The sequence below is a fragment of the Ancylobacter sp. G4_0304 genome (genome assembly GCF_047501495.1).
Classification (GTDB): domain Bacteria; phylum Pseudomonadota; class Alphaproteobacteria; order Rhizobiales; family Xanthobacteraceae; genus Ancylobacter.
The window spans coordinates 1-23,705 of the sequence record NZ_JAZDRM010000028.1 but is presented as its reverse complement, the minus strand read 5'-3'; the positions used below and the strand labels follow the sequence as shown (position 1 = coordinate 23,705).

Here is a 23,705-nt window from a genome sequence, read left to right as displayed (position 1 = left end):
GGAGAGGGCCGGGTGCGTTACCTAGAGCAGCGTTCCCGACAGGATCGCCAGCGCCACCGAGAAATAGATCACCAGCCCGGTGACATCGATAAAGGTCGCCACGAACGGCGCCGAGGCGCTGGCCGGGTCGAAGCCGAGCCGGCGCAGCACGAAGGGCAGCATCGAGCCGATCATCGAGCCGAAGGTGACGATCGCCAGCAGCGAGGCGCCGATGGTGGCGGCGACCAGCATCCAGTGCTCACCATAATCGTGCAGGCCCAGCATCTGCCAGGCGGTGATGCGGAGGATGCCGAGCGCGCCAAGGATCGCGCCGAGCGCGAGGCCGGACGGCAGCTCGCGCAGGGCCACCCGCCACCAGTCGCCGAGCCTGATCTCGTGCAGCGCCAGCGCGCGGATGATCAGCGAGGTCGCCTGCGAGCCGGAGTTGCCGCCCGAGCTCATGATCAGCGGGATGAACAGGGTCAGAACGATCGCGCGCTCCAGCTCGTCCTCGAAATGCTGCATGGCGCTTGCCGTGAACATCTCGCCGACGAACAGGATGCAAAGCCAGCCGGCGCGCTTCCTCAGCATGTTCAGGAAGCCGATCTCCATATAGGGCTCGTCCAGAGCCTCCATGCCGCCGAACTTCTGCACGTCCTCGGTCGATTCCTCGATGATGGCGTCGATCATGTCGTCGACCGTCACGATGCCGATCACGATGCCGGCGTCGTCGACCACCGGCACCGCCAGCAGATCATATTTGGAGAACAGCCGCGCGACATCTTCGCGGTCCGCCAGCGGGCCGGTGGTGATCGGATCGGGCGCGGGGGCGACGGAGAGGATCGGGTCCTCCGGCGCACCGGTGATCAGCCGGCGCAGCGACACCGCCTTGACGAGCTTGCCGCTTGAGGGGTCCAGCACATAGATGGCGTAGACCGTCTCGCGGGTGCGCTCGACCTTGCGGATGTGATCGAGGGTCTGGCCGATGGTCCAGCTCGCGGGCACCGAGACGAATTCGGTGGTCATCAGGCTGCCAGCGGTGTCCGGCGGGAAGGTCAGCAGCCGTTCGATGGCCGACCGGGTCTCGGGATCGAGCGCGGCCATGATACGGGCGCCGGCGCGCTCGTCCATTTCGGCGAACAGGTCGGCCGCGCGGTCGGCGGACATGCCGGCGACCAGAACCGCCGCCTCGCCGGTCGGCAGCGCTTCGAGCAGCCGCACCGACTGGTCGAATTCCGGGTGGTCGAGCAGCTCGATCACCTGTTCATGCGGCAGGCGCGCCACCAGCGTCGCGGCGGCGATGTCGTCCAGCTCGTTCAGCCGGGCGGCGATGTCGGCAATATGCTCGCGCGCGGGCAGGTTCGGCCCGGCCCCGTGCAGAACGTCGTCGAGAGGGGTCTCGTTACGCAGGTCGCTCATTCAGGCTCTTCTTTCCGTCGACGGCCGCAAAGGCGGTCGCGCGGAGAGCCGGATGCGCGGGAGGATTACCCTTCGCGGATCAGGCCGCGGCGGCCGCCGGCGGCAGAAACAATCGACTTTGACTGTCGCTAGGCATGGCTAAGGGGTTCCGTTTGCGCCGCGATGACGAAAGCGCGCGGCGGGCGCTCAGTGGACCTTCCGGTGCGTCGAGTCAACCCGTCGCGGTGCCGGCCTGCGCCGGTAGCCGGGCGCGCACCTGCGCCAGCCGCGCCGGGTCGAGCGCACCGGAGCGGCCTTGCGTGCACAGGGCGCCGCGAAAGCCGAGATAATCCGGCCCCACTGCCGCCAGCGGGGCGATGTCGTCGAGCGTCAGCGAGCCGGCAAGGCCGGTCATCAGCCCGTGCCGGCGAGCCTCCTGCACGAACTGGCCGAGGGTGAGCGTGTCGAGATGGGCGGTCAGCGGGCCGGATTTCTTGTCGGCGGTGTCGAGCATGATGCCGGCGAAACCCGCGCGTCCCAACGCGCCGATTACCGCGAAATCCGGCTGCTGGTCGGCGAAAAGTACGCCGATCAGCCGGTGGGCGTCGGCAAGCGGAGCCAACGCTTCGAGGCAAGCACCCATGGAAGGGGAATCGAACAAGCCGACCTTGACCAGCGGCACGCCAGTCGCCGCCACGCGCTCGGCGGCGGTGCGCAACAGCACCGGTACCATGGGCTGGTCTCCGGCGGTGGCCGAGAGTGCAGGGGCGGCGAGCCCCCAGCCGCGCCAGAGCTGGACGGCGGAGATCAGCGCATCGACGCTCCACGCGCCGAGCGCCCCGAAGGCGGGCTGCTTCAGGTCGATGATATCGGCGCCGCCGAGGCGGGCGAGTTCCATCTCAGCAAGATCAGCGACGCTGGCGAGCAGGCCGGGCGCGGCGTTCATGATGCGCGCCTGCGGCGATGCTCGGCGATGGCCTCCTGCACCCAGCCCCAGGCCTCCAGCTCCTCGGGGCCGGCGGTCTTCTCGACCGCGATGGCAAGATAGGCCATCTCCTGGTCGACCTTCTCGTCGGTGAGCAGGTCGAGCCGGCTCGCCAGCACCGCGGCTTCCAGTACCGCGGCCTTTGCGCGGTTCATGCCCTCGAAGCGCTTGTGATTGTCGCGGTAATAGGTCTTGCAGTAGATTTTCGGTCGATGGGGATCATCCTCGATGCGCTCCACGGTCACCTCGTCATTGGCGATGGCGTCGGACAGGCGCGGGCAGTCGAGGTAGACCGACTTGCTGACATCGACCTTCATCCGCCGCCCGACCACGCAGCCGGCGAAGATGCGCACATCGTCGGTGAAGTTCACCACCGCGATCTTGGTCGCGACCAGGTTGTCCAGCGTGCGCGAGGGGCGGAACGGCTGGAGGAGATAGCCGCCCTCGATCACCGTCGCGCCCATCGGCGCGATATGCGGTTCGCCGGAGGCCGAGCGGGTGGTGACGATGGTCTCGCGGATCATTCGGCTTCGCCTTTGTTCTTTTTCGCCGCCAGCGTCGTGCCGGCCTCCTTGAATGTCAAACGATGCGCGGCCTCCGGGCTGCCGGCGATCTCGCCCGCCACGCCCCATTTCAGCCCCTCGTCCTGCGCGTAGCGCTTGCCGAGCTTATAGGCGATCTCCGCCCGCGCGGTCTCGACGCCGAGATAGAAGGCGTGCCCGCCGTCGCCTTCCACGCCGAGGTGCGGGAACAGGGCGAAGGGCTCGCTCGCAATATGGTGGCCGTCGCGATTGTAGATGTGGATGCCGTCCTGCGCGACATCGATGCGATAGTTGCGGTCGCGCACTTCCGCAGCAAGGCGGGCGATGTCCTCCGGGCTTGCGGCGTGGGGCTTGCGGTCGCGCAGCGCCATCAGCCCGCCGCCGAAGCCCTGCGGCAGCGCGCCGGCATGCCGGGCCGCGTAGAACTCCCGCCGCGCCCGGTCGAATTCGCGCACCGCCGTGCGGCAATGCGGGCTGACCTGCACCGCGAGCACCGCCTGTATGTGAAGTTCGGAAATCATACCCATGAGGATGGCGTTGATGCCGGTGGTGTCGGCGTCGGTCAGCTCGGTGACATTGCCGATGCCCATGAGGATCGCGATGTCCGGGAAGCGGCGGCGCAACTCGGAATAGCGCACCACGGACGCCGTATAGCCGTAGTGGATCGGGTCGAGGATCGGGTCGGCATAGAAGGGCTGGCCGCTGGCAAGGCAGGCCTCGACGGCGCGGACCAGCGAGTCGAGGTCGCCCTGCTTTGCCGGCACCAGCACCGGCACGGCGGCGCCTTCCTTCGCGATGTCGAGATTGGTCTCGTTCAGGCTCAGCAGAAAATCGGCGCCGGCGCGGGTGGCGCGGGACAGTTCCGCGGGATCGAAGGAATCGACGCTGACCCTCAGGCCTTCCGCCTGCAGCGCGGCGATGGCGTCTTCCAGATGCGGGAACGGCGTGTCCGGCAGGCAGCCGAGGTCGATCACGTCCGCGCCCTCGCCTTGGAGGAAGCGCGCGCGCTCGATGAGGGCGGGAATCTCCATCCTGGTCGCGTCGACGATCTCGGCGAAGATGGTGACGTCGTGCTTCGACAAATCGACCGCCCGTCGCTCCAGCCCGAAATAATCCGGCAGATCGGCCACCTCGTCCGGCCCGCGCGCAAACGGCACGCCGAAGAAGCGCTCCAGCCTTTCGAGGTCGCCGCGAAACCGTCCGGGCATCAGCACGCGGTCGGTGCCTTCGGGGATCTTGAGCCGGCGCTCGACGATCTCGGCGGTCATCAGCGCCGCGACCTTCACGCCAACATTCACCACCACCGGGGCCAGCGTGTCGTCGGCGATGTCGCCCGCAATCTTCGTCAGCCGCGGCTCGGCGAGCGAGCCGGTGACGAGGGCGACCTTCTCCGGCCGGGCCGACCGCTCCTCTGAGGGGGGCTCCGCCGATGGGGGCTCAGCCATGCGCCGGCGCGCCTTCGCCCGCTAGCCAGCGGGCGCGGGCCTCGATGGCGCTGGTGAGGTCCTCGATGGATTCGACCACCGTCGTGTCGTCGAACTCCTTCAGCTTGGCGGTGTTTTCGAGGTCGATGCGGCGCGGATAGACCGAGACCGGCCCCTTGGGCGCCATGGTGATCATCTCCGGCGCGGTGTCGCAGGCAAACACGATCGAGGGCACCCGGCACTTGCCGGCCTGCGCGAAGCAGTTGGTCACCAGCGTGTCGGAAATGCCGAACACGCATTTCGCCACGGTGTTGGACGAGGCCGGCGAGACCACGAGCGTGTGGTACAGCCCCTCATAGAACCGGCCGACAGGGGCGGAGCTGGCGGTGGTTTCCCTGAAGATGCGGGTGCCTTCCGGCAATTCCTGCTTGTACATCCGCAGCACCTCGTCCGCCGCCTTCGAGACGAACAGGTCGACGGCGGGCAATTGCTTGATCAGCGCGATGGACTCGGTGAAGAAATGGCCGGAGCCGGTCAGCGCCCAGCTCCAGCGCGGATACTTACCTTTAACGCCCGTTTCATCCGCACTCATGCCGCCCGGCTCCTCCTGTCCAGAACCTCGTCGGACGAGGCGGCTTCTAGCCTGCCGGCAAAGCGCCGGGCAAGCACCGGCACGTACGGGTCGACCAGCCCGCTTGCGGCCCACTCCGCGGCGGGACCATGCGGCTGCGCGACGGGGGCCGATTTCACGAAAGTCACGCGCGCGGCGTCGAGCGTGATGCCCAGCCACAGCGCTAGGCTGTCGGAGGTGACATCCCAGCTCTCGGGCAGATCGTCGGCCGCCCGCGCCATCGCGGCGGGTAGCCAGAGCGCTGCGCGGCCCTCGGCATGGGCGTGGGCGATGGCGGGGGCGTCGGCGCAGGGCTGGAGACGGGGCTCGACGTCGGCGAAGGCCAGAGCGGTCTGTTCCATGGCGAGGATCGCCATGTGATGGGCGGCGTGGTCGGAAAGCGTCAGCCGGGGCTGGAGCGCGCGCACCGCATCCGCCAGCGGCCCGCCGCCGGGCACCAGCACCACCGGCGCGCCGATCTCCGCATAATGGGCGAGCAGCATTGGCAGGCGGGGCGAGGCGGTGAGACTGCCGCCGAGCTTCACGATCTCGGGACGGGCTGCACGGTCGGGTGGCGTCGGGTTCGGCATCGCTAGCGCTCTGTTTTCCTGACGCTACGCCAAAGCCGCCCGCCCGCAAATGGCCCGCGACCTGCGGCATCCGGCCCGCGCGGCTAAAAAAAAGCCCGAAGCAGAGCTTCGGGCTTTTGAAAGTGGACGGTCATAAAGACGGCAAGCCGTCTGGTATTACAGGTGGAAGCATGCGCGCACCCGGACCGATTGTCGAGGGTGATTCGCATGTTCAAGCGGGCGTGATCACCCAAAGGTAAGTTGGTGTAGCGCAATGCCGCAGCTGGTGGCGACATTGAGCGAATCGAAGCCGGCTTTCATAGGTATTCGCACCGTTTGGGTGCGCGCGAGGATGTGCGGCGCGAGTCCCGGACCTTCCGCGCCGAGCAGCAGGGCGGTGCGTTTCTGCCGTTTCACCTGCGACAGCACGTGATCGCCAGCCGGGCTGAAGGCGAGCAGCGCAAACCCGTTCGCCGCCAGCATGTCGAGGATGCGCTCCGCCGCGCCTTCGCGGGCGAAAGGCACGACGAGGCTACCGCCGACCGAGACTCGGATCGCCTTGCGGTAGAGCGGATCACAGGAGGCGAAGTCGAACAGCACGGCATCGGCACCGAAGGCCGCGGCGTTGCGCATGATGCCGCCGACATTGTCGTGATTGGTGATGCCGAGCGGCACCACCACCAGCGCCTCGTCCGGCAGGGCGGCAATGGCCTGCTCCATTGACGGTTCCTCGCCCCGTCTTCCGATGCCGAGCAGGCCGCGATGGATGTGGAAGCCGGTGATGCCGTCGAGAATCGGCTGCGAGGCGGTGTAGACCGGCAGCCCTGCCGGCGCCTGCGCCAGCAGCGGGGCCAGCGCGTCGGCCCGACTCTCGGCGATCAGCAGCGATTCCAGCGCGAAGCGGTTGCGCGGCGAAAGCGCAACGTCGAGCACGGTACGCCCCTCGACGATGAACCTGCCGCCACGCCCCACGAGGTCCCGCTCGCGAATGGCGTGATAGGGCGCAATGCGCGGATCGTCGGGCGAGGCCAGGGGAATGAGGGAGGCCATGTCAGGTGTGCGCCTGATTGCTGCCCGTCATCCCGGACGGTCGGCGAAAGATCCCGGCTTCGCGCTGCGCTGCGACCGGGGTGCCGCGTACGCGGCATGGCAGGCGGGGGATCATCCCCCCAGCTCCTCGCGCAGCATTTCCAGCTGCAGCCATTGCTCCTCCGCCTTGGCGAGCTCGGCCTGGACGCGGGTCAGCTCGGCGGTCGCCTTCTGGAAGCCGGAAGGGTCCTTGGTGTAGAAGTTCGGCGTGGCGAGCCGGTTGTTCAGCCGGGTAATGTCGGCCTCAAGCTGCGCCATCTGCTTCGGAAGCTGGTCGAGCGCGTATTTCTCCTTGTTGGAGAGCTTGCGTTTGGACGCGACCGGCGCGGTTGCCGCCTTGGCAGATGGGCTTGCGGCGGGCTTCGCCGTCGCGGCCACGGCCTTCGCCTTCACGCCATGGCCGCGCTGGGCCACCATGTCGGAATAACCGCCGGCATAGACGGTCCAGTTGCCGTCGCCCTCATAGGCGATGGTGGCGGTGACGGTGCGATCGAGGAAGTCGCGGTCGTGGCTCACCAGCAGGACGGTGCCAGCGTAGTCGTCGATCATCTCTTCGAGCAGGTCGAGCGTCTCCAAGTCGAGATCGTTCGTCGGCTCGTCCAGCACCATGAGGTTGGACGCCTGAGCCAGCGCGCAGGCCAGCAGCAGCCGCCCGCGCTCGCCGCCCGAGAGCGAGGACACCGGCGTGCGCGCCTGTTCCGGCATGAACAGGAAGTCCTTCATATAGCCGATCACATGGCGCGGATTGCCGCCGATGAACACCTGGTCGCCGCGCCCGTCGGTCAGCGTGTCGCGCACCGAGCGCTCGGGGTCGAGCGCGGCGCGGCGCTGGTCGAGCGTCGCCATCTCGATATTGGTGCCGAGCTTCGCCGTGCCGCTGTCGGGTTCGAGCTCGCCGGTGAGCATCTTCAGCATCGTGGTCTTGCCGGCGCCGTTCGGCCCGACGATGCCGATGCGGTCGCCGCGCTGGATGCGGATCGACAGGTCGCGCACGATCACCCGGTCGCCATAGGACTTGGAGATGTTCTCCGCCTCCATCACCAGCTTGCCGGAGACTTCCGCCTGGGTGGAGGTCAGCGAGACCGTGCCGAGCGCGTGGCGATGCTCACGGAACTGCTTGCGCAGCTCGGCGAGCTGGCCGACGCGGCGCATGTTGCGCTTGCGCCGGGCGGTGACGCCGTAACGCATCCAGTGCTCTTCCGCGACGATCTGCCGGGCGAGCTTCTGCTGGTCGCGCTCCTCCTCTTCCAGCACCTGGTCGCGCCATTCCTCGAAGAATTTGAAGCCGCGCTCCATGCGGCGCGTCCTGCCACGATCGAGCCAGACCGTGGCGCGGGTGAGGTCTTCCAGAAAGCGCCGGTCATGGCTGATGAGCACCAGCGCCGAGCGCGAGGACGCGATTTCGCTTTCCAGCCATTCGATGGCCGGCAGGTCGAGATGGTTGGTCGGCTCGTCGAGCAGTAGGATATCGGGTTCAGGTGCGAGCACGCGGGCAAGCGCCGCGCGCCGCGCCTCGCCGCCGGAGAGGTTGGCCGGGTGCTCGTTGCCGGTCAGTCCGAGCTCGTTCAGCAGATAGAGCGCGCGATATTCCTGATCGCCCGGCCCCATGCCGGCCTCGACATAGGCCAGCGTGGTCTCGAAGCCGGAGAGGTCCGGTTCCTGCGGCAGGTAGCGCACGGTGGCGCCCGGTTGCACGAAACGCGCGCCGGAATCCGCCTGCACGAGGCCGGCGGCGATCTTGAGCAGGGTCGACTTGCCCGAGCCGTTGCGCCCGACGAGGCCGACGCGCTCGCCGGCGGAGACGGAAAGTTCAGCCCCTTCCAGCAGCGGGGTGCCGCCGAAGGTGAGGCGCGTGTCTTGAAGCAGAAGGAGAGGGGGTGCCATGGCGGTGGGGATAGGGGCAAAGCCGCGCGGGAGCAAGGGGTGAGCGAGGGCGCTGGGGCCGGAAGGTTCGGCCTTTCACGTCGTTGCTCGGATCCAGCGGGCGCCGGTGGGGGAGACAGCGGTATGCGATCACGCGGTCACGGCGCGCGAAGCACGGGTTTGCGGGTTGCCGCGTCGTACGGCGTGCCGGTCGTCAATACCGCCGAGTGCGTCGGCGCCAGCATCTGGCAATGGCGAACTTGCCTCTGGCGAAACCGCCCATATGGTGGCGGGCGACGCGGGCGTGCGCGCCCTTTCACCATGGAATGCCGCATGTCCTCTTCTCCCGACCTCGCCCCGCTTCTTGCCGCCATCGCCCAGCGCATCGGAGCCCAGCATGTGCTGACCGATACGGCCGATACGGCTGCCTATCTGCGCGAGGAGCGCGGGCTTTATGACGGGCGCACCCCGGCGGTGCTGCGGCCCGGCTCCACCGAGGAAGTTGCCTTCATTGTCGCTGAGTGCGCGAAGGCCGGGGCGCCGCTGGTGCCGCAGGGTGGCAATACCGGGCTGGTCGGCGGGCAGATGCCGTTCGGCGAGCTGGTGCTCTCGCTGGCGCGGCTCGACCGCATCCGCAATGTCGATCCGATCGACCTGACCATGACGGTCGAGGCCGGCTGCATCCTCGATACGGTGCACAAGGCGGCGGAGGAGGTGGACTGCCTGTTCCCGCTGCACATCGCCTCGCAAGGCTCCTGCCGCATCGGCGGCAACCTCGCCACCAATGCCGGCGGCACGGCGGTGCTGCGCTACGGCAATGCGCGCGAGCTGGTGCTCGGGCTCGAAGTGGTGCTGGCCGACGGGCGGGTGTGGAACGGCCTGCGCCGGCTGCGCAAGAACAATGCCGGCTACGACCTCAAGCAGCTGTTCCTCGGCACCGAGGGCACGCTTGGCATCATCACCGCCGCCGTCCTGAAGCTGTTCCCGCGTCCCGTGCAGCGCTCCACCGCCTTCCTCGCGGTGCCCGACCCGGAATCCGCGCTTGCCCTTCTGCACCGGCTGCGCAGCCTCGCGGGCGACGCGCTCACCACCTTCGAGCTGATGGCCGAGTTCGGAATCCAGACCGTGCTCAAGCACATGCCCGGCACCTCCCGCCCGCTCGGCGAGGTCTATGACTGGTACGTGCTCGCCGAATTCTCCTCGCCGACCCGCACCTTCGAGCTCGGTCCGCTGATGGAGGAGGGGCTCGGGGCGGCCTTCGAGGCCGGCGAACTTCTGGACGCGGTGATCGCTACCAGCGAGGCGCAGGCCAATGCGTTGTGGCGGCTGCGCGAGGACATGTCGGAGGCGCAGAAGCATGAAGGCGGCTCCATCAAGCACGACGTCTCGGTGCCGGTTTCCCGCGTGCCGGAGTTCCTCGCGCGTGCCCTGCCGGCGGTGGAAGCGGAGCTGCCGGGGCTGAGACCGTGCCCGTTCGGCCATGTTGGCGACGGCAACATCCATTTCAACGTGAGCCAGCCGGTGGGCATGGACAAGGCCGCCTTCATCGACATGTGGGAGCACTTCAACCGCATCGTCCACGACATCGTGGTCGACATGGACGGCTCGATTGCCGCCGAGCACGGCATCGGGAAGCTCAAGCATGAAGAACTTGCGCATTACGCCGATCCGGTCAGTCTCGACCTGATGCGTCGCCTCAAGGCGGCGCTCGATCCCTTGAATCTGCTGAATCCCGGAAAGGTGATCTAGGGCGATATCTTCCGATTTCCGAGTTTAGAATTATGAAAAACTGGAGATATGCGAGGTATTGAGCTGTTTTGAATGGTTCTACATTTCGAGGTTTCGGCTTTTTCATGTTGTCGACCTCGCCGTTACGGGTTTATGGAAACCGATAACTGACAGGCCGGCCTGCACGACGCGCCGTGATGCGATCTGCGGCCGGCCCCGAGATTTCGGGTAGCCATATGCCGATGCTTCGTAGGACTGCTCCGTTCCATGCCTGCGCGAAGACGCTTCTCGCTCTGAGCCTGCTGTGCGGACCGCTCGCGCCCGCGCTGGCGCAGCAGCCCGCGCCGGCGGCTGAGGAGCCGCTGGTGCCGGCCATGCCGGCCGCACCATCGGCCAATTCGGCGGCGCCGACGGCGGCTCCGGCGGCGCCCGCTGCGGTCCCCGCGGCCAACGGGGTTGCTCCCGAAACCTCGACCACGACCACGGCAGCACCTCCCGACGCGACGGCCGCGCCCGCTCCGTCGGTCGCGACGGAGATTGATGAAGGCGCGGCCGATCCCACCGTCACCGCTCAACTCCCCCATGACCTGTCGCCCTGGGGCATGTTCATGGCGGCGGACATCGTGGTGAAGGCGGTGATGCTCGGCCTCGCCTTCGCCTCCGTGGTGACCTGGACGGTGTGGCTGGCGAAGACGCTGGAACTGATGGTCGCGCAGCGGCGTCTGCGCAGCGCTCTGCGCGGCTATCTCGCCAGCCCCTCGCTGGACGCGGCCCGCAAGGTCGGTGCCGCTGGCCCCGCGGGGGCCATGCTCGCCGTGACCGATCTCGAACTGAAGCGCTCGGGCGACCTGCCGGCGGAGGGCATCAAGGAGCGGGTCTCGATCTCGCTGTCCCGCATCGAGGTCGCGGCGGGGCGGGCCATCACCCGTGGCACCGGGCTTCTCGCCACCATTGGCGCCACCGCGCCCTTCGTCGGCCTGTTCGGCACGGTGTGGGGCATCATGAACTCGTTCATCGGCATCTCGAAGGCGCAGACCACCAATCTTGCGGTGGTCGCCCCCGGCATCGCCGAGGCGCTTCTCGCCACCGCCATCGGCCTCGTCGCCGCCATTCCGGCGGTCGTGATCTACAATCACTTCTCGCGGCAGGTGTCGGGCTATCGCGTGCTGATGGGCGATGCGAGTGCCGAGGTGCTGCGCCTGCTCTCGCGCGATCTCGACCGGCGCGACGCCGGTCATCCCGAGCCGCGCCAGAAGGGCGGCGTCGAGCCGTCCATCCGCCTGCGCGCGGCCGCGGAATAGCCGGGCGAAGGAGACGCCGCCATGGGCGCGAAGCTGCAGAGCACCGATTCCGACGACATGGTCGAGAACCACGAGATCAACGTCACGCCGTTCATCGACGTGATCCTCGTGCTGCTCATCATCTTCATGGTTGCCGCGCCGCTGTCGACCGTCGATGTCGCGGTGGACCTGCCGGCTTCGAACGCCGCCGTGCAGCCGCGCCCGGACAAGCCGGTCTATCTGACGGTGAAGAGCGATCTCGGCCTTGCGCTCGGCAATGAGGATGTCTCGCGCGAGGGGCTCGGCGACGTGCTCGCCCAGACCACCGAGGGCAAGAAGGACACCCGCATCTTCCTGCGCGCCGATAAGGCGGTGGCCTATGGCGATCTGATGGAGGTGATGAACCTTCTGCGCACCGCCGGCTATCTCAAGATCGCGCTGGTCGGCCTGGAGGCGGTGCCGGGCGCTGCGCCGGCTCCCGGTGCGGCGCCGGCTTCGGGGGCGGCTCCCGCGCCGGCCGGGTCTCCCACGCCATGAGCCTGATGCTGCTGAGGAACGGGACGCGCCACCGCACGGTGGAGGCCTGCGCCTGGCTCGGCTGCGGCGCGGTGGTGCTGGCGGTGCATGGCGGCGTGCTGGCCTATCTGCTCGCCGCACCGCCGGTGGTGGCCGCCGAGGAGCCGGCCGCGATCATGATCGAGCTGGCCGAGCTGCCGGTCGCGCCGGCCGCCGATCCGACCGAGGCCCCACCGGGCCCGCAGATGATGGAAGCTCCCGAGAAGGTCGAGGAGGAGGTGCCGCCCGACCCGCTTGCCGAGGAAGTCGAGGATACGCCGCCGCCCGAGCCCCTGCCGGAACAGGAGCCGGTGCCCGAGGTCGCGGAAAGCCCGGCGCCCGATATCGAGGTGCCGCTGCCGCCACCGCCACCGCTCGCCTCGGAACTCACCCCGCCGGAGAAGAAACCTGAGCCGCCGAAGGAGCGGCCGAAGCCCAAACCCCGGCCGAAGAAGCAGGAAAAGAGCGACAAGCCCCCGGCGCCAAGGACATCGGCCGCCCCCTCGCTGAATGCGCCGCCTTCCGATCGCGTGGCCGCGCCCAGTTCGGGCGCGTCCTCGTCCAACAGCCGGACGGCCGCCAACTGGCGCTCACGGCTGATGGGCCATCTCAACCGCCACAAGCGTTACCCGGCCGAGGCGCGTGCCGCGGGCCATCAGGGCCGTCCGCGCGTCGCCTTCTCGATCGACCGTTCGGGGCGGGTGCTGTCGGTGCGGCTGGTCGGGTCGTCGGGCAATGCCAGCCTCGATGCGGAAGCGGTGGAGATGATCCGCCGCGCCTCCCCGGTGCCGCCGCCGCCGCCGGACATCACCGGGCTCAACTTCACCGTCCCGGTGCTGTTCAACATGCGCTGAGGGGCGCGCCCGGCGCTGCGGCTCCAGGCGAGGCGGGCGCTTGTCGGCCGCTCGTTTACGCGGACTTCTCACCTGCGCGCCGTCACCCCGAGGTGCCCGGCCGTGCCGGGACGTGAAGCAGGAGCCCGGAGGGGCTGGCCTCCTTCAAAGCCTCGCTGCGCTCGCGCTTCAGGTCGGCGTCATGGGAGGGCGGGGCGGCAGGGCAGCCATCTTCGCGGCCGCCCACGGCTCGCGGCGCGGCGGCTGCGCCTACTCTACGGCCCAGCAGGCGACGCGGCCGGGGCCCTTGCGTTCCAGCGGCGGCATCTCGACCCGGCAGCGGTCCATCACCAGCGGGCAGCGTGGGTTGAACGGGCATCCACGCGGCGGATTGAACGGCGAGGGCAGCTCGCCCTGCAGCACGATGCGCTCGCGCCGCGCCTCGGGGTCGACCTGCGGCGTCGCCGAGAGCAACGCGCGGGTATAGGGGTGCTTGGGCGCATTGAAGATCGCGTCGCGTGGGGCGTGCTCCACGGCATTGCCGAGATACATCACCAGCACCTCGTCCGCCATGTGGCGCACCACGCCGAGATCGTGCGAGATGAAGATATAGGCGACGCCAAGCGTTTCCTGCAGTTCCACCAGCAGGTTGAGCACCTGCGCGCGCACCGAGACGTCGAGCGCGGAGACCGGCTCGTCGAGCACCAGGATCTTCGGCCGCATCACCAGCGCGCGGGCGATGGCGATGCGCTGGCGCTGGCCGCCGGAGAACATGTGCGGGTAGCGCCCGTGATGCTCGGGCCGCAGGCCGACCCGGCGCATCATGTCCTGCGCGCGCTCGCGCCGCTCGGCGGCGGAGAGCGGGGTGTTGACCAGCAGCGGCTCCTCGATGGCCGCGCCCACGGTCTGGCGCGGGTTGAGCGAGCCATAGGGGTTCTGGAACACCATCTGCACCTCGCCGCGATAGCGGCGCAGGGTGCGGGCGTCGGCATCGGCGACATCGACGTCGTCGAGCCGCAATTCGCCCATGCCCGGCCGCTCGATCAGCGTGAGCATGCGCGCAAGCGTCGACTTGCCGGAGCCGGATTCGCCGACGATGGCCAGCGTGGTGCGCGGCTTGAGCGCGAAGCTGATGCCGGCGACGGCCTTGACCGTGGCGGTCTTCGAGAACAGGCCGCGCGCGACCTCGTAGGATTGCGAAAGCCCGATGGCTTCCATCACGGCGTTGGTGGCCTCACTCATGCCAGCGTCTCCAGAACCCGCGGAACCCCGGCGACCAGCGGGGTGTGGCACAGGGCGAAGCCCAGTTCCGCCCCGGCGCGCGGCGGGGGCACCGTGCGGCAGCGCTCGGTGGCGAAGCGGCAGCGCGGCGAGAACAGGCAGCCCGCCGGACGGTCGGCGAGGCCTGGCACCACGCCGGGGATCGACGGCAGGAGCCGCCCGCTGGCGCGCTCCGGCAGGGCCGCGAGCAGCGCGCTGGTGTAGGGATGGTGCGGGTCGCGGAACAGGCTGACGGTCTCCTGCCTCTCCACCTGCTGGCCGGCATAGTGCACGCAGACCCGCTGCGCCGTCTCCGCCACCACGCCCATGTCATGGGTGATCAGCACCAGCCCGAGGCCGCGCTCACGCTGGAGCTTGAGCAGCAGGTCGAGGATCTGCGCCTGGATGGTGACGTCGAGCGCGGTGGTCGGCTCGTCGGCGATGATGAGCTTGGGGTTGCAGGCCAGCGCCATGGCGATCATCACGCGCTGGCTCATGCCGCCGGAGAGCTGGTGCGGGAACGCTTTCAGCCGGCGCTCCGGCTCGGGGATGCCGACCAGTTCCAGCAACTCCACCGCGCGGGCCTGCCGCTGCGCGCGCGAAAGGTCGAGATGCGCGGCCATGGCCTCGCGGAGCTGGAAGCCGACCGTGAAGCACGGGTTGAGGCTCGACATCGGCTCCTGAAAGATCATGGACAGGTCGCGCCCGATGATCGACCGGCGTTCGCGTGCCGATATGGCGAGCAGGTCGCGGCCGTCGAACATCATGCGATCGGCGGTGACGGTGGCGGTCCACGGCAGCAGGCCCATCACCGCCAGCATGGAGACCGACTTGCCGGAGCCGCTCTCGCCGACGATGGCGACGACTTCGCCGGGCGCGACATCGAGATCGACGCCGTCCACCGCGCGGAACGGGCCGCGCGAGGTGTTGAAGGAGACCGAGAGGTTGCGGATGGAGAGGAGGGGCTGGGTGTTCATCGTGTCAACTCCGCCGCAGCTTGGGATCGAGCGCGTCGCGCAGGCCGTCGCCCATGAGGTTGATGGCAACCACGGTGACGAGGATGGCGAGGCCCGGCAGGGTGACGATCCACGGCGCGGAGCGGATGAACTCGCGGCTGTCCGCCAGCATCGCGCCCCATTCCGGGGTCGGAGGCTGCGCGCCCAGACCGAGGAAGCCGAGCGCGGCGGCTTCCAGGATGGCGTCGGAAATGCCGAGCGCAGCCTGCACGATCAGCGGGGCGAGGCAGTTCGGCAGCACGGTGACGAACATCAGCCGCAGCTTGCCCACGCCCGCCACCCGCGCGGCGACGACATATTCCTTGGACAGTTCCGCGATGGCGGCGGCGCGCACGAGGCGGACATAGCGCGGCAGATACACCACCGTGACCGCGATGATGGTGTTGACGAGGCTCGGCCCCAGCACCGCGACGATGAGGATGGCGAGCACGAGGCTCGGGATCGCCACCACGAGGTCCATGATGCGCATCACCACGGTCTCGACCACGCCGCGCATGAAGGCGCTGGCGAGGCCCAGCACGATGCCGAGGGTGACCGACACCACCATCACCGACAGGCCGATGCCCAGCGAAATGCGCGCGCCGTAGATCAGGCGAGAGAGCACATCGCGGCCAACCGCGTCGGTGCCGAACGGGAACGCCCAGGTGCCGCCGGCCCAGACCGGGGGCTGCTGCACATGCTGGCGGAACTGCTCGATCGGCGAATGCGGCGCCACAAACGGCGCGAACAGCGCGAGGAAGGCGATGAACGCCACCACCGCCAGCCCGAGCAGCGCGCCGCGATTCTCGCTGAAGGCGGACCAGAAGGCGCGCAGCGAGGAGACTTCCGGCGGCACGCTCTCGATGACGATGCCCCCGGTCGGGGGAGCCAGGACCGGATCATCCGCCATGACGAATCCTCGGGTTGATCGCGACATAGGTGAGGTCGACGATGAGGTTCACGAGGATCACGATGCCCGAGATCAGCATGATGCCGCCCTGCAGCGCGGGATAGTCGCGGCGGGAGATCGATTCGATCAGCCATTTGCCGACGCCAGGCCAGGCGAAGATGGTCTCGGTGAGCACCGCGCCGGCGAGCAATGTGCCGGTCTGGAGACCGATCACCGTCACCACCGGGATCAGCGCGTTGCGCAGCGCGTGCAGCCCGACCACCCGCAGCGGCGAGAGGCCCTTGGCGCGGGCGGTGCGCACATAGTCCTCGCCCAGCACTTCCAGCATGGAGGAGCGCGTCATGCGCGCGATCACCGCTAGCGGGATGGTGCCGAGCACGATGGAGGGCAGGATGAGATGGGCGACCGCCGAGCCGAAGGCGCCTTCCTGATCGGAGAGCAGGCTGTCGATCAGCATGAAGCCGGTGACCGGCTCGAAATAGTAGTTGATCAGGTCCATGCGGCCGGAAACCGGGGTCAGCCCCAGATATTCCGACATGAACATGATGAGCAGCAGGCCCCACCAGAAGATCGGCATGGAATAGCCGGTGAGCGCGATCGTCATCACCGTGTGGTCGATCGCGCCGCCGCGCTTCACCGCGGCGAGCACGCCGGCGGGAATGCCGAAGATCACCGCGAAGATCAGCGCGCACAGCGACAGTTCCAGCGTCGCCGGGAACAGGGTCGCGAATTCGTGGAGCACGGGGGTCTTGGTGACGATGGAAACGCCGAAATCGCCGTGCAGCAGGCCGCCCGCATAATCGAGGAACTGCTGCCAGATCGGCTGGTCGAGGCCGAGTTCGTGGCGAAGCTGCGCGAGGCGCTCGGGCGCGATGCCGCGCTCGCCGGTGCGGGCCTCGATCGGGTCGCCGGGCACGAGGCGCACGGCCACGAACGTGACGAACATCAGCGCCACGAAAGTCGGCAGCGTCAGCGCGACGCGTCGGATGAAGAAGCGGAACATGAAGATCCCGGGCTAGGCCGTGCCGCGGCATGGGTCGCGCTTCCCCCTGGAAGCCGGTGCCGCTCGGTGCAGGCAAGAAGGCAGCGCGCCGACCGTCGGGCGCGCCTCGATAACCGGCGGGCCATAGCGGATGCGGGCGGTGCGGTATTGCAGAAAGGCACGGCGCCGGCGGAGCGCTCCCTCCGCTGGCGCCGTCGTCACATCACTTCAGGTCGACGCCGTAGAATTCGTGGCGGCCGAACGGGCTCACCTTGTAGTCCACGACTTCCTTGCGGGTCGGCTCGTACACCACCGAATGGGCGATGGTGAACCACGGCGCCTCTTCCTTCACGATGACCTGCGCCTGCTCATAGAGCTTGGTGCGCTCGCCCACGTCCGAGATGGTCTTCGCCTTGTTGATCAGGGCGTCGAAGTCCTTGTTGCACCACTTGGCGAGGTTCTGGCCACCCTGACGGGCCGCGGCGCAGCCGAGCAGGAAGAAGAAGTTGTCCGGGTCGCCATTGTCGCCGGTCCAGCCGAGCTGGCCGGTCATGTGCTCGCCCTGCTGCATGCGCTTGCGGTACTCGCCCCACTCATAGGACACCAGCTTCGCGTTGACGCCGATCTTGGCGAGATCGGACTGCATCATCTCGGCGATGCGCTTGGCGTTCGGGTTGTAGGGGCGCTGCACCGGCATCCACCACAGGTCGATGTCGAGCGGAGTCTTGACGCCAGCGTCGGCCAGCATCTTCTTGGCCTTCTCGGGGTCGAACGGGTAGTCCTTCACGTCATTATTGTAGGACCAGATGGTCGGCGGGATCGGGTTGATCGCGGCCTGGCCGGCGCCCTGGTAGACGTCCTTGATGATCGCCGCCTTGTCGACCGCCATGTTGAAGGCCTGGCGGACTTCCTTCTTGTCGAAGGGCGGCTTCTCGTTGTTGAACGCCCAATAGGCGATGTTGAGGCCCGGCTGGGAGATCAGGTTCACCACCGGATCGGTCTTCAGCGCCGCGATGTCAGCCGGGTTCGGCGCGATCATCACATGGCACTCGCCCTTCTTCAGCTTGGCGTAGCGCGCAGTGGGGTCCGGGGTGATGGCGAAGACAAGATTGTCGAGCGCGGCCTTGCCGCCGAAATAGGCCGGGAACGCCTTGTAGCGGATCACCGCGTCCTTCTGGTAGTTCACGAAGGAGAACGGGCCGGTGCCGACCGGGATCTGGTCCAGCTGCTCGGGCGTACCCTTCTTCAGAAGGTAATCGGCATATTCGGCCGACATGATGGTGCCGAAGTCCATGGCGAGGTTCGCCAGCATCGGCGCGTTCGGCTCGGTGAGGGTGAACTTCACCGTGTAGTCGTCCACCTTGTCGATCGACTTGAGCAGGTCGGGCATGCTCATGTCGTTGAAGTAGTCATACGCGCCGCCGGTGACCTTGTGGTACGGGTTCTCCGGCTTCCACTGGCGCTCGAACGAGAACAGCACGTCGTCCGCGTTGAAGTCACGCGTGGGGGTGAAGCCGTTCACACCGGAGTGGAACTTCACGCCCTTGCGCAGCTTGAAGACGATTTCGAGTCCGTCGGGGCTCACGGTCCAGCTTTCGGCCAGCGCCGGCACAACCTTGGTGCTGCCGCGCTCGAATTCCACGAGCTGGTTGTAGACCGGCCGGGCGGCATCGAAGCTGGTGCCGGTGGTGTTCAGCGCCGGGGTGAAGTTCTCGGGGCTGCCTTCCGAGCAGTAGACAAGCGTCTTGGCGGCATAGGCCGGCGCCGAAAGCGCAGTCAGCACCGCGGCCGCGAAGGCCACTTTGGCATTAAGTACCCGCATGATGAAATTTTCCCTCTAAGGACTGGTTCGGGACCTGCCCAGTTTGTGGGCCGGGTTATTGTTTGGGCTCCGCCGTCCAATAATGGGATCCAATCACGCCTCTGGAAAATGTGCAATCTCACTTCACCCCCCGACCAAAGTCGTAGATCTTTGGATTGGCGCATCCTGCAGGACCCGCGAAGTCAATCCCGGATGCGCGGCGGCGTGCGACGTTGTATGACCGGCGTGCCGGTCCGCATCGCCGGCACGGTCTGGAGAGTCCCCCCATGAGTTCCGCGTCCGCCAAAGCCGTTTTCGACTGGGCCGATCCGTTCCATCTCGACGGCCAGCTCACCGAGGAGGAACGGCTCGTGCGCGACACGGCACGCGATTACGCACAGGAAAAGCTGCTGCCGCGTGTCGCCTCCGCCTATATGGAGGAGCGCTTCGACCGCGAGATCATGGACGAGATGGGCGAGCTTGGCCTGCTGGGGCCGACCGTCCCCGAGGAATATGGCGGGGCGGGCCTCGGTTATGTGTCCTACGGGCTGGTCGCCCGCGAGGTGGAGCGGGTGGATTCTGGCTATCGCTCGGCCATGAGCGTGCAGTCCTCGCTGGTGATGCACCCGATCAACGCCTATGGCAGCGAGGCGCAGAAGAAGAAATATCTGCCGAAGCTTGCGCGCGGCGAGTGGGTCGGCTGCTTCGGTCTCACCGAGCCGGACGCGGGCTCCGATCCCGCCGGCATGCGCACCCGCGCCGAGAAAATCGACGGCGGCTACCGTATTACCGGCACGAAGATGTGGATAACCAACGCGCCGATCGCCGACCTCGCGGTGGTGTGGGCGAAATCGGCCGCCGATGATGGCGCGATCCGTGGCTTCGTGCTGGAGCGCGGCGCCAAGGGGCTGTCCTTCCCGAAGATCGAGGGCAAGCTTTCGCTGCGCGCCTCGATCACCGGCGAGATCGTGATGGACGGCGTCGAGGTGCCGGACGAGGCGGTGCTGCCGGGCGCGGTGGGCCTGAAGGGCCCGTTCGGCTGCCTGAACCGGGCGCGCTACGGCATCGGCTGGGGCACGATGGGCGCGGCGGAAGCCTGCTACGCTTCGGCGCGGCAATACACGCTGGACCGCCGGCAGTTCGACCGCCCGCTCGCGGCCAACCAGCTGATCCAGAAGAAGCTCGCCGACATGGCGACCGAGATCACGCTCGGCCTCCAGCTCGCCCTGCGCGCGGGCCGGATGTTCGACGCCGGCGAACTGCCGGTCGAGGCGATTTCCATGCTGAAGCGCAACAATTGCGGCAAGGCGCTGGAGATCGCGCGGCAGGCGCGCGACATGCATGGCGGCAACGGGATTTCGTCCGAATTCCCGGTGATGCGCCACATGATCAACCTGGAGACCGTGAACACCTATGAGGGCACGCACGACATCCACGCGCTGATCCTCGGCCGCGCGATCACCGGGCTGCAGGCGTTCTTCTGAGCGGGCTTCGCTCAAACGCCGCGCGGGCTTGGCTCAGCCGTGCTGCCGCAGGCTGGCGATCACCATGTGCGCGGTGGATTCGTTGAGCGCGAGCGGGATGTCGTAGACCAACGCCACCCGCATCAGCGCCTTGACGTCGACATCGTGCGGCTGGGCGGTGAGCGGGTCGACGAAGAACACCAGGGCACGCACGCGCCCCTCCGCGATCAGCGCGCCGATCTGCTGGTCGCCGCCGAGCGGGCCGCTTTTCAGCCGGGTCAGTCGCAGCTCCGGGCAGGCGTCGAGAATGCGCCCGCCCGTGGTGCCGGTCGCCACGATGTCGAAGCGCGCCAGCGTTTCGCGATGGGCCAGCGCCCAGGCGACCATCTCGTCTTTCTTGCTGTCATGGGCGACGAGGCCGACCAGCGCGGAGGGAAGGCTCATATGTTGTACATCAGGTCGGCGTTGGGGGCTCGCCCGAACACGATCATGTCGTGCAGCGACATGCCGTCGAGAATGTCCGACATGGCATCACGCACCTTGCTCATGGTGATGCGCACCGAACAGCTCTCAAGGTCCTGGCAGTCCTGGCACGGCACATAGGCGCTCTTGCTGGCGCAGGCCAGCGGGGCGAGCGGGCCGTCGAGTGTGCGGATGATATGGCCGATGCGGATGTCGCGCGGATGACGCGAGAGCGCGTAGCCGCCGCCCGGCCCCTTCTTGGAGCGCACCATGCCGGCATTGCGCAATTCCAGCAGGATGGCGTCGAGGAATTTCTTGGGAATGTTGTTGGCGCTGGCGATCTCCGCGCCCATGGCGCTGTCGCCCGGCTCCAGCCGCGCCAGAAACAGCATGGCCTTGAGGCCGTATTTGCCCTTGTTGGTCAGCATGCTCGCCGCTTGATCCCGCTTAGCGCCGGCGAATCCCGCTCATGGCGCCGGCTCGCTACATAAATGGTAGATCAGGCAGACTTTTTCCAGCGCTTCGCGGTGAATTATCGCCGAAACGCCGGATTCTCAGGGGGCCGGGGTCTGGAGAGCCACCATGGGCTGCGGGCCCGACAGCATGCCGGGCAGCGGGCTGCCGAACAGCACGGCGGCCGCGATCGCGCCATAAGCCAGCGCGAACAACAGCTTGTCTCGGGTGCGGCGCAGATCGGCCTGACGCAGGAGCTTTCTCATGGTCCATAATCTATCAACAATATGGACTAAGTAAAGACTGTTTACTCCTCGCTGTGGACATACAGGCCGGCGGCCTCGAAAGCCGCGCTGAAGGCGGCGACGCGGCGGTCGATTCGGATGTCGCTTGCGCGCAGCGGGCGCACCAGCGACAGGCCCTCCAGCGACCGGGCGCGCGAGAGCGCGACATAGGCCTGCCCGGCCGCGAAGGCGCCGGTGTCGAGGTCGATCCGCACGTCTTCCAGTGTCAGCCCCTGCGCCTTGTGCACTGTGACCGCCCAGGCCGGCACCAGTGGCAGCTGGGTATAGGTGCCGACCACCTTGGCGGCGATCTTTCCGGTCGCCTCGTCCCAGTCGTAGCGGATGCGCTCCCAGCTGGTGCGCTCGATTTCGGCGACGCCGCCGGCATCCAGCCGCACGAAGGCGCGGTCGGGCGCGAGGCCGATCACGGTGCCGACCGAGCCGTTCACCCATTGCTTCTCGGGATCGTTGCGCACCGCCATGACGCGGGCGCCGACCTTCAGCGCCAGAACTTCCGGCACCGGCAGCCGGTCATTGGCGAGGTCGAACTCGCCCTCGCTGCGCCCCTCATAGAGCCGGCCGCTATCGGCGAGCCCTTCCATGCCGCGCCGGTTATAGGCGTCGACGCGCGAATTGGTCGGGGCGAGCACCACGGGAATGGCCCCTCCGCGATGGGGACGCATCGAGGCGGCGTTGATGGCGTCCACCGCGTCCATCACCCCGCGCCCGGCGCGCAGCGCGGCGAGATGGGCCACGAAATCGGCGTCGCTCTGCCGGTAGACCTTGGTGAACGGCAGGCGGGCGACGTCGACCTCGGTCAGCACGCGGGCGTCGAAGGCGAACGGGCCCTCATAGCCGAGATGGCCGAGCAGCTCGCGCTCGGTCGTCGGCACGACGGGCGGCAATTGCAGGAAATCGCCGACGAGCACCACCTGCACGCCGCCGAACGGCTCGGGATTGCCGCGCGCGATCCGCAGGGAACGGTCGACGGCATCGAGCACATCGGCGCGCACCATGGAAATCTCGTCGATCACGAGGCGTTCCAGCTTCTTCATCAGCGTGCGCTTCTGCGAGCGCGGCTTCACCTGCTCGGGGTCTATCAGGCGCGGGGGCAGGCCGAAGAAGGAATGGATGGTCTGCCCGCCCAGCTGGAGCGCGGCGACGCCGGTGGGCGCCAGAAATGCTTGCCGCGAGCCACCATGCCGGCGCAGCGCGTGCAGGAAGGTGGTCTTGCCGGTTCCGGCGCCGCCGAGCACCATGATCACCGGCGCGCCGGCCTGAACCACGGAGAGCGGGCCGGCGAAGGCATCGGCCGGGAGCATCTGGGGAGTGGTGCGAATCGTGGCGCGGGCATCGGTCATGGGGCCAATTGAGCACAGCCCGCCGGTGGCGCGAAATTCAGTGCAGCTTGATCAGCACGAGGCCGGCGACGATCAGCACGGCGGCGAGGATGCGCTCGCGGCGCAGCGGCTCGCGCAGCACCACGACCGCGATCACCGCGCCGAACAGCACGCTGGATTCGCGCACCGCCGCGACGAGGCCGATGGGCGCCCGGGTCATGGCCCAGATCGAAATCCAATAGGCCGACAGCGACATCGCCCCGCCGGCAAAGCCCGGCCCGATGAAGCCGAGCACGGGCTTGAGCGCGCGGGGGCCTTTCCAGACCAGAGCGAAGGCGGTGATCATGATGCTGTCCATCACGAACAGCCACGCGGAATAAAGGTGCGGGCTCGCGGCCGAGCGCGCGCCGAGCCCGTCGACCAGCGTATAGGCGGTGATCGAGACCCCGCAGGTCAGCGCGAGGCGCAGCGCGTTGCGGTCGAATTTCGCGCCGGCGCGGCCCCAGGCGATGGAGAGGATGCCGAGCGTCAGCAGCAGCACGCCGCCGAGGCCCTGAAGATCGATATCCTCGCCGAGCAGGATCAGCGACAGGATCGTGGTCATCAGCGGCGCGCTGCCGCGGGCGATGGGATAGACGAGCCCCATATCCGCCAGCCGGTAGGCCCCCGACAAGGTGAGGTAATAGACGAGGTGGATCAGGATCGAGGCGATGATCCACGGCCAGACATGGAGTTCCGGCAGCCCGAAATAGAGCGCCGGCGGCAGGGCGATGATGCCGCAGGCGGCATTGACCAGCACCACGGCGAGGAACGGGTCGAGCCGGATCTTGAGGATCGCGTTCCAGCCGGCATGCATGGCGGCGGCGGCGAGCACCGCGAGAAAGACGCTGGGTTCCATGG

The 23,705-nt window shown here is 67.9% G+C and carries 23 protein-coding genes; 5 read left to right on the top strand and 18 right to left on the bottom strand.

Annotated features, from left to right (window positions below):
* Nucleotides 1-21: 21 nt before the first annotated feature.
* From mgtE to VRZ77_RS15840, 8 genes are all read right to left on the bottom strand, one after another.
* Entirely contained in the window at nt 22-1,398 is a 1,377-nt protein-coding gene (gene mgtE / locus VRZ77_RS15875; protein WP_414593581.1) for a magnesium transporter, read from the bottom strand.
* Nucleotides 1,399-1,609: 211 nt separating this feature from the next.
* Nucleotides 1,610-2,323 (bottom strand): (5-formylfuran-3-yl)methyl phosphate synthase, encoded by a 714-nt coding sequence (locus VRZ77_RS15870; RefSeq protein WP_414593580.1) that lies wholly within the window; start codon nt 2,321-2,323, stop codon nt 1,610-1,612.
* On the bottom strand, nt 2,320-2,886 hold the full coding sequence (locus VRZ77_RS15865; protein WP_414593579.1) for a DUF447 domain-containing protein: 567 nt from the start codon (nt 2,884-2,886) through the stop codon (nt 2,320-2,322). Before VRZ77_RS15865 ends, VRZ77_RS15870 begins: the two co-directional genes overlap by 4 nt.
* Nucleotides 2,883-4,349 (bottom strand): DUF6513 domain-containing protein, encoded by a 1,467-nt coding sequence (locus VRZ77_RS15860; RefSeq protein WP_414593578.1) that lies wholly within the window; start codon nt 4,347-4,349, stop codon nt 2,883-2,885. Before VRZ77_RS15860 ends, VRZ77_RS15865 begins: the two co-directional genes overlap by 4 nt.
* Nucleotides 4,342-4,920, bottom strand: coding sequence for a flavoprotein (locus VRZ77_RS15855; protein ID WP_414593577.1), 579 nt, complete (start codon nt 4,918-4,920; stop codon nt 4,342-4,344). Before VRZ77_RS15855 ends, VRZ77_RS15860 begins: the two co-directional genes overlap by 8 nt.
* Entirely contained in the window at nt 4,917-5,528 is a 612-nt protein-coding gene (locus tag VRZ77_RS15850) for an aspartate kinase (RefSeq protein WP_414593576.1), read from the bottom strand. The genes VRZ77_RS15855 and VRZ77_RS15850 overlap by 4 nt, the downstream gene beginning before the upstream one ends.
* 225 nt (nt 5,529-5,753) lie before the next feature.
* Entirely contained in the window at nt 5,754-6,557 is an 804-nt protein-coding gene (locus VRZ77_RS15845) for a TrmH family RNA methyltransferase (RefSeq protein WP_414593575.1), read from the bottom strand.
* 111 nt (nt 6,558-6,668) lie between these two features.
* Nucleotides 6,669-8,480 (bottom strand): ABC-F family ATP-binding cassette domain-containing protein, encoded by a 1,812-nt coding sequence (locus VRZ77_RS15840; protein ID WP_414593574.1) that lies wholly within the window; start codon nt 8,478-8,480, stop codon nt 6,669-6,671.
* Between the two features lie 312 nt (nt 8,481-8,792).
* Here VRZ77_RS15840 and VRZ77_RS15835 point away from each other — a divergent pair, with 312 nt between their 5' ends.
* The 4 genes from VRZ77_RS15835 to VRZ77_RS15820 all read left to right on the top strand — a co-directional run bounded on the left by VRZ77_RS15835 (nt 8,793) and on the right by VRZ77_RS15820 (nt 12,876).
* Nucleotides 8,793-10,208, top strand: coding sequence for an FAD-binding oxidoreductase (locus tag VRZ77_RS15835; RefSeq protein ID WP_414593573.1), 1,416 nt, complete (start codon nt 8,793-8,795; stop codon nt 10,206-10,208).
* 215 nt (nt 10,209-10,423) lie between these two features.
* Nucleotides 10,424-11,488 carry a tonB-system energizer ExbB gene (gene exbB / locus VRZ77_RS15830; RefSeq protein ID WP_414593572.1) on the top strand — a complete coding sequence of 355 codons (1,065 nt, stop codon included), beginning with the start codon at nt 10,424-10,426 and terminating at the stop codon, nt 11,486-11,488.
* Between the two features lie 21 nt (nt 11,489-11,509).
* Nucleotides 11,510-12,004, top strand: a complete 495-nt coding sequence (exbD, locus tag VRZ77_RS15825; protein ID WP_414593571.1) for a TonB system transport protein ExbD — start codon at nt 11,510-11,512, stop codon at nt 12,002-12,004.
* Nucleotides 12,001-12,876, top strand: coding sequence for an energy transducer TonB (locus tag VRZ77_RS15820; RefSeq protein ID WP_414593570.1), 876 nt, complete (start codon nt 12,001-12,003; stop codon nt 12,874-12,876). The genes exbD and VRZ77_RS15820 overlap by 4 nt, the downstream gene beginning before the upstream one ends.
* 249 nt (nt 12,877-13,125) lie before the next feature.
* Here VRZ77_RS15820 and VRZ77_RS15815 read toward each other — a convergent pair whose 3' ends face one another.
* From VRZ77_RS15815 to VRZ77_RS15795, 5 genes are all read right to left on the bottom strand, one after another.
* Nucleotides 13,126-14,097, bottom strand: coding sequence for a dipeptide ABC transporter ATP-binding protein (locus VRZ77_RS15815; protein ID WP_414593569.1), 972 nt, complete (start codon nt 14,095-14,097; stop codon nt 13,126-13,128).
* Complete coding sequence (locus tag VRZ77_RS15810; RefSeq protein WP_414593568.1) at nt 14,094-15,092, bottom strand: ABC transporter ATP-binding protein; 999 nt, start codon at nt 15,090-15,092, stop codon at nt 14,094-14,096. Before VRZ77_RS15810 ends, VRZ77_RS15815 begins: the two co-directional genes overlap by 4 nt.
* Before the next feature lie 4 nt (nt 15,093-15,096).
* A complete protein-coding gene (locus tag VRZ77_RS15805; RefSeq protein WP_414593567.1) occupies nt 15,097-16,020 on the bottom strand; it encodes an ABC transporter permease subunit in 924 nt (307 codons plus the stop codon).
* Nucleotides 16,010-17,023: an ABC transporter permease subunit gene (locus VRZ77_RS15800; protein ID WP_414593566.1), complete on the bottom strand. Its 1,014-nt coding sequence runs from the start codon at nt 17,021-17,023 to the stop codon at nt 16,010-16,012. The genes VRZ77_RS15805 and VRZ77_RS15800 overlap by 11 nt, the downstream gene beginning before the upstream one ends.
* 202 nt (nt 17,024-17,225) lie before the next feature.
* Nucleotides 17,226-18,824: an ABC transporter substrate-binding protein gene (locus VRZ77_RS15795; protein ID WP_414593565.1), complete on the bottom strand. Its 1,599-nt coding sequence runs from the start codon at nt 18,822-18,824 to the stop codon at nt 17,226-17,228.
* Nucleotides 18,825-19,090: 266 nt separating this feature from the next.
* Between VRZ77_RS15795 and VRZ77_RS15790 the strand changes: the two genes are divergently transcribed.
* Complete coding sequence (locus VRZ77_RS15790; RefSeq protein ID WP_414593564.1) at nt 19,091-20,287, top strand: acyl-CoA dehydrogenase; 1,197 nt, start codon at nt 19,091-19,093, stop codon at nt 20,285-20,287.
* 33 nt (nt 20,288-20,320) lie between these two features.
* Here the strand turns inward: VRZ77_RS15790 and VRZ77_RS15785 are convergent, their stop codons facing one another.
* The 5 genes from VRZ77_RS15785 to VRZ77_RS15765 all read right to left on the bottom strand — a co-directional run.
* A complete protein-coding gene (locus tag VRZ77_RS15785; protein ID WP_414593563.1) occupies nt 20,321-20,710 on the bottom strand; it encodes a methylglyoxal synthase in 390 nt (129 codons plus the stop codon).
* Entirely contained in the window at nt 20,707-21,156 is a 450-nt protein-coding gene (locus VRZ77_RS15780) for an RrF2 family transcriptional regulator (RefSeq protein WP_414593562.1), read from the bottom strand. The genes VRZ77_RS15785 and VRZ77_RS15780 overlap by 4 nt, the downstream gene beginning before the upstream one ends.
* Before the next feature lie 126 nt (nt 21,157-21,282).
* Nucleotides 21,283-21,447, bottom strand: coding sequence for a hypothetical protein (locus tag VRZ77_RS15775; protein ID WP_414593561.1), 165 nt, complete (start codon nt 21,445-21,447; stop codon nt 21,283-21,285).
* 41 nt (nt 21,448-21,488) lie between these two features.
* Nucleotides 21,489-22,826 carry an ATP-dependent DNA helicase gene (locus VRZ77_RS15770; protein WP_414593560.1) on the bottom strand — a complete coding sequence of 446 codons (1,338 nt, stop codon included), beginning with the start codon at nt 22,824-22,826 and terminating at the stop codon, nt 21,489-21,491.
* A gap of 37 nt (nt 22,827-22,863) precedes the next feature.
* The coding region (locus VRZ77_RS15765) for an EamA family transporter (RefSeq protein WP_414593559.1) at nt 22,864-23,705 on the bottom strand (842 nt) is incomplete at its 5' end.

Bases quoted from the DNA above. Each gene is read 5' to 3' on its own strand.
- VRZ77_RS15855 (WP_414593577.1), bottom strand. From the start codon at position 4,920: ATGAGTGCGGATGAAACGGGCGTTAAAGGTAAGTATCCGCGCTGGAGC.
- VRZ77_RS15775 (WP_414593561.1), bottom strand. From the start codon at position 21,447: ATGAGAAAGCTCCTGCGTCAGGCCGATCTGCGCCGCACCCGAGACAAG.
- VRZ77_RS15865 (WP_414593579.1), bottom strand. From the start codon at position 2,886: ATGATCCGCGAGACCATCGTCACCACCCGCTCGGCCTCCGGCGAACCG.
- VRZ77_RS15795 (WP_414593565.1), bottom strand. From the start codon at position 18,824: ATGCGGGTACTTAATGCCAAAGTGGCCTTCGCGGCCGCGGTGCTGACT.
- VRZ77_RS15785 (WP_414593563.1), bottom strand. From the start codon at position 20,710: ATGAGCCTTCCCTCCGCGCTGGTCGGCCTCGTCGCCCATGACAGCAAG.
- VRZ77_RS15860 (WP_414593578.1), bottom strand. From the start codon at position 4,349: ATGGCTGAGCCCCCATCGGCGGAGCCCCCCTCAGAGGAGCGGTCGGCC.
- VRZ77_RS15850 (WP_414593576.1), bottom strand. From the start codon at position 5,528: ATGCCGAACCCGACGCCACCCGACCGTGCAGCCCGTCCCGAGATCGTG.
- VRZ77_RS15820 (WP_414593570.1), top strand. From the start codon at position 12,001: ATGAGCCTGATGCTGCTGAGGAACGGGACGCGCCACCGCACGGTGGAG.
- exbB (WP_414593572.1), top strand. From the start codon at position 10,424: ATGCCGATGCTTCGTAGGACTGCTCCGTTCCATGCCTGCGCGAAGACG.
- VRZ77_RS15870 (WP_414593580.1), bottom strand. From the start codon at position 2,323: ATGAACGCCGCGCCCGGCCTGCTCGCCAGCGTCGCTGATCTTGCTGAG.
- exbD (WP_414593571.1), top strand. From the start codon at position 11,510: ATGGGCGCGAAGCTGCAGAGCACCGATTCCGACGACATGGTCGAGAAC.
- VRZ77_RS15835 (WP_414593573.1), top strand. From the start codon at position 8,793: ATGTCCTCTTCTCCCGACCTCGCCCCGCTTCTTGCCGCCATCGCCCAG.
- VRZ77_RS15770 (WP_414593560.1), bottom strand. From the start codon at position 22,826: ATGACCGATGCCCGCGCCACGATTCGCACCACTCCCCAGATGCTCCCG.
- VRZ77_RS15805 (WP_414593567.1), bottom strand. From the start codon at position 16,020: ATGGCGGATGATCCGGTCCTGGCTCCCCCGACCGGGGGCATCGTCATC.
- VRZ77_RS15780 (WP_414593562.1), bottom strand. From the start codon at position 21,156: ATGCTGACCAACAAGGGCAAATACGGCCTCAAGGCCATGCTGTTTCTG.
- mgtE (WP_414593581.1), bottom strand. From the start codon at position 1,398: ATGAGCGACCTGCGTAACGAGACCCCTCTCGACGACGTTCTGCACGGG.
- VRZ77_RS15845 (WP_414593575.1), bottom strand. From the start codon at position 6,557: ATGGCCTCCCTCATTCCCCTGGCCTCGCCCGACGATCCGCGCATTGCG.
- VRZ77_RS15800 (WP_414593566.1), bottom strand. From the start codon at position 17,023: ATGTTCCGCTTCTTCATCCGACGCGTCGCGCTGACGCTGCCGACTTTC.
- VRZ77_RS15810 (WP_414593568.1), bottom strand. From the start codon at position 15,092: ATGAACACCCAGCCCCTCCTCTCCATCCGCAACCTCTCGGTCTCCTTC.
- VRZ77_RS15815 (WP_414593569.1), bottom strand. From the start codon at position 14,097: ATGAGTGAGGCCACCAACGCCGTGATGGAAGCCATCGGGCTTTCGCAA.
- VRZ77_RS15840 (WP_414593574.1), bottom strand. From the start codon at position 8,480: ATGGCACCCCCTCTCCTTCTGCTTCAAGACACGCGCCTCACCTTCGGC.
- VRZ77_RS15790 (WP_414593564.1), top strand. From the start codon at position 19,091: ATGAGTTCCGCGTCCGCCAAAGCCGTTTTCGACTGGGCCGATCCGTTC.